The 5,968-nt window shown below is 42.0% G+C and carries 5 protein-coding genes; 4 read left to right on the forward strand and 1 reads right to left on the reverse strand.

Going from position 1 to position 5,968, the window contains the following annotated elements; all coding sequences use genetic code 11:
• Positions 1 to 106 precede the first annotated feature (106 nt).
• Positions 107 to 1,963 (reverse strand): penicillin-binding protein 2, encoded by a 1,857-nt coding sequence (mrdA, locus tag IQ264_RS31085; RefSeq protein WP_193986339.1) that lies wholly within the window; start codon positions 1,961 to 1,963, stop codon positions 107 to 109.
• A gap of 244 nt (positions 1,964 to 2,207) precedes the next feature.
• Between mrdA and IQ264_RS31090 the strand changes: the two genes are divergently transcribed.
• From IQ264_RS31090 to IQ264_RS31105, 4 genes are all read left to right on the forward strand, one after another.
• The gene (locus tag IQ264_RS31090) at positions 2,208 to 3,341 is read left to right on the forward strand and encodes an ABC transporter ATP-binding protein (protein WP_193986341.1); all 1,134 of its coding nucleotides are present in this window, start codon (positions 2,208 to 2,210) and stop codon (positions 3,339 to 3,341) included.
• Positions 3,342 to 3,455: 114 nt separating this feature from the next.
• Positions 3,456 to 3,857: a hypothetical protein gene (locus tag IQ264_RS31095; RefSeq protein ID WP_193986343.1), complete on the forward strand. Its 402-nt coding sequence runs from the start codon at positions 3,456 to 3,458 to the stop codon at positions 3,855 to 3,857.
• A 38-nt stretch (positions 3,858 to 3,895) separates the two neighbouring features.
• Complete coding sequence (locus IQ264_RS31100; protein ID WP_193986346.1) at positions 3,896 to 4,996, forward strand: ABC transporter substrate-binding protein; 1,101 nt, start codon at positions 3,896 to 3,898, stop codon at positions 4,994 to 4,996.
• Between the two features lie 44 nt (positions 4,997 to 5,040).
• Positions 5,041 to 5,958 carry an ABC transporter permease gene (locus IQ264_RS31105; protein ID WP_193986348.1) on the forward strand — a complete coding sequence of 306 codons (918 nt, stop codon included), beginning with the start codon at positions 5,041 to 5,043 and terminating at the stop codon, positions 5,956 to 5,958.
• The last annotated feature ends 10 nt before the right edge of the window (positions 5,959 to 5,968 follow it).

Here is a 5,968-nt window from a genome sequence, read left to right on the forward strand (position 1 = left end):
GGACAAGGGGACAAGGGGAATTTTTACTTTTTGCCTTCTGCCTTCTGCCTTCTCCTTCTGCCTTGCCTTCTGCCTTCTGCCTTCTGCCTTCTGCCTTTCTTGCCTTCTACCTTCTCCTTCTGCCTTGCCTTCTGCTCTGCCTTCTGCTTTCTTTCTCTTCTTTCTCGTTGCTTTTTGCTTTGGCTCCAGCTGGATCTTTTTGGCGGAAGTAGGCTTCTAAAACTTTCAGGACTTTGGGTGCGGCGAAACTACCACCACCACCGCCAGAGTGTTCGCCAAATGCGACTACGACAATTTCTGGTTTATCGTTTGGGGCGTAAGCGCCGAACCAAGTGTGGACTTTTTTGCCGTGTCCTACTTCGGAAGTTCCACTCTTACCAGCAGCAGCAGGAATTGTAGTGACATTTAAGGCTTTTCCAGTACCACTGGTTACTGTAGCTCGTAAACCTTCCTGGAGGATTTTCACGGTTTCTGGTTTCATATTCAAAGATTCCCGCCAGCTTTTCGCCTCTTCGTTATCTTTGAGAATATGGGGTTTGACGCGATAACCGCCATTGGCTGGGACGGCAAACATCACAGCTACTTGTAAAGGTGTGCTTTGTAAGAAGCCTTGACCGATCGCCATATTCACAGTATCCCCGATCGTCCATTCGTATTTCATCCGCTTCTTTTTCCACTCATTATCCGGGACTAAACCAGGGACTTCTTCTTTGTGTAATTCAATGCCTGTTTCTTGCCCATAGCCATATTTTCTCGTCCACTCAATCAACTTTTCTCCACCGACTCGCATCCCCACTTGGTAAAAGAAGGTGTCACTACTCCACCTGAGCGCACCGACAAACCCCAATGGGCCAAATCCGGCATGGTTCCAATCAGCGAACCAAATTCCTCCTACCCTAATTGCTGGGTAGGTTTGCAAGACTGTATTTGGCGAAAATTTACCTGTTTCTAAACCTGCTGTGGTGGTGACAATTTTAAAAGTACTGGCGGGGGGAAAAGCTTGCAGCGATCGATTGACAAAAGGATGATCTTCTGCTTGTAACTTTTTCCAGGTTTCTTTGTTAATCCGCGATGAAAAAATATTTGGGTCAAAAGCAGGGCGAGAAACCATTGCTAAAATTGCCCCATTTCTGGGGTCCATTGCGACGATTGCGCCTTTACTTTCTCCTAAAGCTGCTTCTGCGGCCTTTTGTAATTCCAGGTCTATTGTTAAGTGGACGTTTTTTCCAGGCTTAGAGGGCTTTTCGCCCAAAATCCGCACTATTTGCCCGCGCCCATCTACTTCTACCTGTTGACCGCCCCAAGAGCCACGCAATGATGGCTCAAAGGCATATTCGGCTCCCATTTGCCCGACAATATCTCCGATTCGGTATCCTTCTTGGCGGCGTTTGTAGAGTTCGACATCGTTTAATTCCCCTGTGTAACCGAGTACATGAGCTGCTACTTCGCCGTTGGGGTACATCCGCAAGGCTTCAATATCGACGCTGACTCCTTCTAGTTCGTTTCTGGATTCTTCCAGGGCGGTAATTTGTTCAGGAGATATATCTCTGGCAATTCTAACTAGAGTGGAAGAGTTTCCTGCCTCAACTCGTTTTTGAATATCTGCTTCTGGAATGTCTAAAATTTCCGCTAGGCGTTGGCGTGTGTGAGGCCAATGGGCTTCTTTGTTGACGAGGGGCCAAAGGTATACTGAACGTGCTAGACGACTACTGGCAAGGATTCTGCCTTTGCGATCGAAAATATTACCGCGTTCTGGTTGTTTGGGCATCAAACGAATCCGGTTTTTTTCTGCTAACTCCCGGTTGCGTGTTCCTTCTACCAATTGCAGGTAAGCAAGACGACTACCAAGGGCTCCCACTAGAAACAGGGAGATAATTAACATGACAATCAGCGATTGGTAACTACGTCCTACGGTACGAGTTTTCAGTTGGTTGTCTAGTGAGGAAGACTGAATCAGGGCCATATAGCAGAAGTTAACAGATGTTAAACGCCGAAAATCAATATGCTTGAATTTATCTCAGGAGCGATCGCCTAAGTAAAATAGTACCTCTAAGAAATAGCACCTATGTCTATTTTTGACCAGCTGTGCATCTGGCTTTAGCTTAGGGCAGAATGTCAAAATAAGCCAAGAACAATTTTCCCACTGAATCAGTTGATTCAATCTGTTTTAATTTCTAACTAGGGCAACGCTACAGGAAGTCGCCATTATGTCTCAAATTGCCGTCCAGAATCAAGATGCTAAGTACACTCACAATGCGCTGGATGTTGAACTGCGTAAGGTTTTTAAGGTTTTTAATGGAGAAACTGCCGTTCGCGGGGTCGATCTGAATATCCACCAAGGCGAATTTTTTAGTATTCTTGGCCCCTCTGGATGTGGTAAAACTACTACTTTACGTTTAATTGCTGGTTTTGAGTTGCCTTCTGCTGGTGAGGTGTTGATTCAAAATCAGTCGATGACTCATGTTCCTCCTTACCGTCGTCCGGTAAATACGGTGTTTCAAAGTTATGCGCTGTTTAATCATTTGACGGTGTGGGAAAATGTGGCTTTTGGTTTACGAATTAAACGTCTCAATAAAGCTGCGGTTGCCGATCGCGTTAAAAGTGCTCTGAAATTAGTCAAAATGGAATCTTATGCTAATCGTTTTCCTACTCAGCTTTCGGGGGGTCAACAGCAACGGGTAGCTTTAGCTAGGGCTTTGGTGAATCGTCCCGCTGTGTTGTTGTTGGATGAGCCTTTGGGGGCATTGGATTTGAAATTGCGGAAAGAAATGCAAGTAGAATTATCAAATCTTCACCAAGATTTGGGGTTAACTTTTGTCATGGTGACTCACGATCAAGAAGAGGCTTTGAGTTTGAGCGATCGCATTTCTGTCATGCACGAAGGTAAAATCGAACAAATTGGTAGTCCTAGCGAAATTTATGAACGTCCCCAAACTGCTTTTGTGGCGGATTTTATTGGGGATACTAATCTGTTTCGGGGTCGGGTAATTGCTACTGAAGGTTCAGATTTACAAGTTTTGACGGATAATAAAATGAAAATCTTTGTCCAAAAACAGGAATCTGCTCCGGTTTTTCAGTCTCAAGATCCTGTAGTGGTGAGTGTGCGACCGGAAAAAATTAAACTGAGTTTTGAGCCTCCGGTTTTAAAAGGTAACTGTTTTGCTGGACAGTTAAAAAATGTTATGTATTTGGGAACTCATGTTCATTGTTTGGTAGAACTGGATTCTGGCGATCGTATGACGGTAATGCAAGCTAATAATTTTGCTACTCTACCGGATACGAATCAGCCTGTTTATGTTTACTGGAATACTAACGATTGTCTGGCTTTAGTCAATAGTTAAATGAGTTTGGCTCATTCAATAGATTTTAGCTATTTTCACAGTAAACTTCTGCCAATTAGCTCCAGAAACTTCCTCTGATTCAATGATGCCCAATTCATCAGGATAAAGAGTAAAATGCTGGGATTAGATCAATTTTTCCAAGAGTTAGAATCTCACTGTCCCGAAAAAGCGATCGCTACTTTCCTCGACAGTGAAGGAGAATGCTTTGTCGTCGATTTAACCAGGGAAGTAGACAAAGTAAAATATGGTTACGATCGTCATACCAAGGCATTGTTTAGCAAAAAAATTACTCAAGGTTGTCATCCTTATGGTTCTCTGATTTTACGTTCTTTTACTGCGGAAATCGATCGTCTGACTCACTTGCCTTATAAGGAACTCCGGGGTTATATTCTCAAAGCCTTTAACGATCGATTAGAATTTGAAAAACTTTCTCCCGAAATGTTATTTGCCTGTCAAAATACAGATGCCGAAACAGGTGAACCTTTACCTTTAGAACAATCCGTGCGCTACTGTTAAAGCAGTAGAAAAAATCGATCGCCATCTACCAATTAACAATGAAAAGTCTGGCTTTAAATCGACGTAACTTTCTCAAAACAGCACTAGCAGCAACTTCAGGATTAGTGCTTTCTAGTTGTGGCTGGACGTTAGCTCAAGTAAGACCTTCCACCACTGACAAAGGTAATCCTAATAAATTATATATTTACACTTGGTCTGGTTATACTAATAACGAATTACTCAACAAATTTACAGAAAATACTAGTGTAGCAGCAATAGCCAATGTTTTTGATTCTAATGAGGCTATGTTAGCTAAAATTCAGGCGGGTGGAGGCGCTGACTATAGCATTATTTATCCTTCTGATTATATGGTCAGACAAATGTTAGAGTTGGGTTTATTACAGGAATTAGACCACGATCGCTTGAGTGGTTTAAATAATTTGATGCCCCAATTTAAAAATCCCGAATACGATCCAGGAAATCGTCACAGTGTACCAATAAGTTGGGGAACAACGGGGTTAATTTATAATAGCAAAAAACTGGAAAAACCACCAGAAGATTGGGATTATTTATGGCAAAATCAACAAACATTATCTAAACGCATGACCTTAATGGATGACGTGCGGGAAGTGATGGGGGCGACTTTGCGAATGCTTGGTTATTCTTATAATTCTACTAATCCCGAAGAAGTGAGACAAGCTTATGAAAAATTGAAAATTTTAAAACCTGCGATCGCATCTTTTACCACCGATGCTTGGAAAGAACAAATATTAGCAGGAGACTTATTAATCGCGATGGGTTATTCAGCAGATGCGATCGAAGTAACCGAAGAAAACCCCGATCTAAAATATGTGATTCCTCGCAGTGGAACATCGCTGTGGACAGACACAATGGTAATTCCCAAAAATGCTCCCAATCCCGAAGCTGCTTATGCTTGGATTAGTTTTATGTTAGAACCTTCCGTTGCTGCATTAGTTACAGAAACTTTAAATTTTGCCACACCAAATAGTACCGCATTGAAAGAATTACCAGAAAAAATCACTAAAAATGTCACCTTATTTCCCCCAGAATCAGTGTTAACTAGAGCCGAAAGAATATCTCCTATTGGTAAATTTAGCGAAGTTTACGAAAACTACTGGACTCAACTAAGAAGCAGCTAAAATTCCCAATTACAAATTACAAATTACAAATTTAAAATCGAACCGTGTCTACCCAAATTCCCTCTGTAAATCCTAGTTCTAACCCGCCTGTTCCCGCCAAAAATCCCAGCGGAAAAGTAGGTCAACGTTGGTGGGAACCCCTATTACTACTTGGCCCTTCTGGACTATGGTTATTACTGTTATTAGTACTTCCCACTTTAGTAATTTTTGAATTAAGTTTAGTTCCCGGAATTAAACCTGGACAGGTAGTAAATCCTTCGGGAATAGAGAACTATATTCAAGCATTTCAACCAGTATATCTCCGGGTAATTTTGCGATCGCTCTTTTTAGCCTTCGGAACTACAGTAATTTGCCTACTTTTAGGATTTCCTGTAGCTTATTGGATTGCCTTATTGAGTCCAAAAAGATGGCGTAACCTACTTGTAGTCGCCTTTGTTTTACCCTTGTGGACTTCTTCCTTGTTAAGAACTTACGCCTGGATTACCATTTTACGTCGCAGTGGAGTTTTAAATACAATTCTGGGCAATATTGGCATTCCACCAGTAGATATTCTTTACACCGATACAGCAGTTATTATCGGCATGAGTTACGGATTATTACCGTACATGGTATTAATTTTGTATGCTTCTTTAGAGAAATTAGACCGCAGATTATTAGAAGCAGCAGCAGACTTAGGCGCAAATCCCGTTCAGACATTTTTAAAAGTTACTATACCGCAAAGTTTACCAGGAATTGCGGCAGGTTCCTTACTAGTTTTTATTACTGGATTAGGCGATTTTGTCGATCCAGAATTGCTTGGTGGTGCTTCCAGTATGACCGTTTCTCGACTGATTTATAACCAATTTTTAGGCGCGACACAAAATTGGGGATTTGGTTCAGCTTTAAGTATGTTATTAATTATGGCAGTTAGTATTGCGATCGCGCTTTTAATCCGATATGGTGAAGCAACTCCTCAGCGTTAGGGATTGGGGA

Origin of the sequence: [Phormidium] sp. LEGE 05292, from assembly GCF_015207735.1 — a bacterium.
Classification (GTDB): domain Bacteria; phylum Cyanobacteriota; class Cyanobacteriia; order Cyanobacteriales; family Aerosakkonemataceae; genus Floridanema.

Coding starts and splice junctions, on each gene's coding strand:
- IQ264_RS31090 (WP_193986341.1), top strand. CDS start 2,208: ATGTCTCAAATTGCCGTCCAGAATCAAGATGCTAAGTACACTCACAAT.
- IQ264_RS31100 (WP_193986346.1), top strand. CDS start 3,896: ATGAAAAGTCTGGCTTTAAATCGACGTAACTTTCTCAAAACAGCACTA.
- IQ264_RS31095 (WP_193986343.1), top strand. CDS start 3,456: ATGCTGGGATTAGATCAATTTTTCCAAGAGTTAGAATCTCACTGTCCC.
- mrdA (WP_193986339.1), bottom strand. CDS start 1,963: ATGGCCCTGATTCAGTCTTCCTCACTAGACAACCAACTGAAAACTCGT.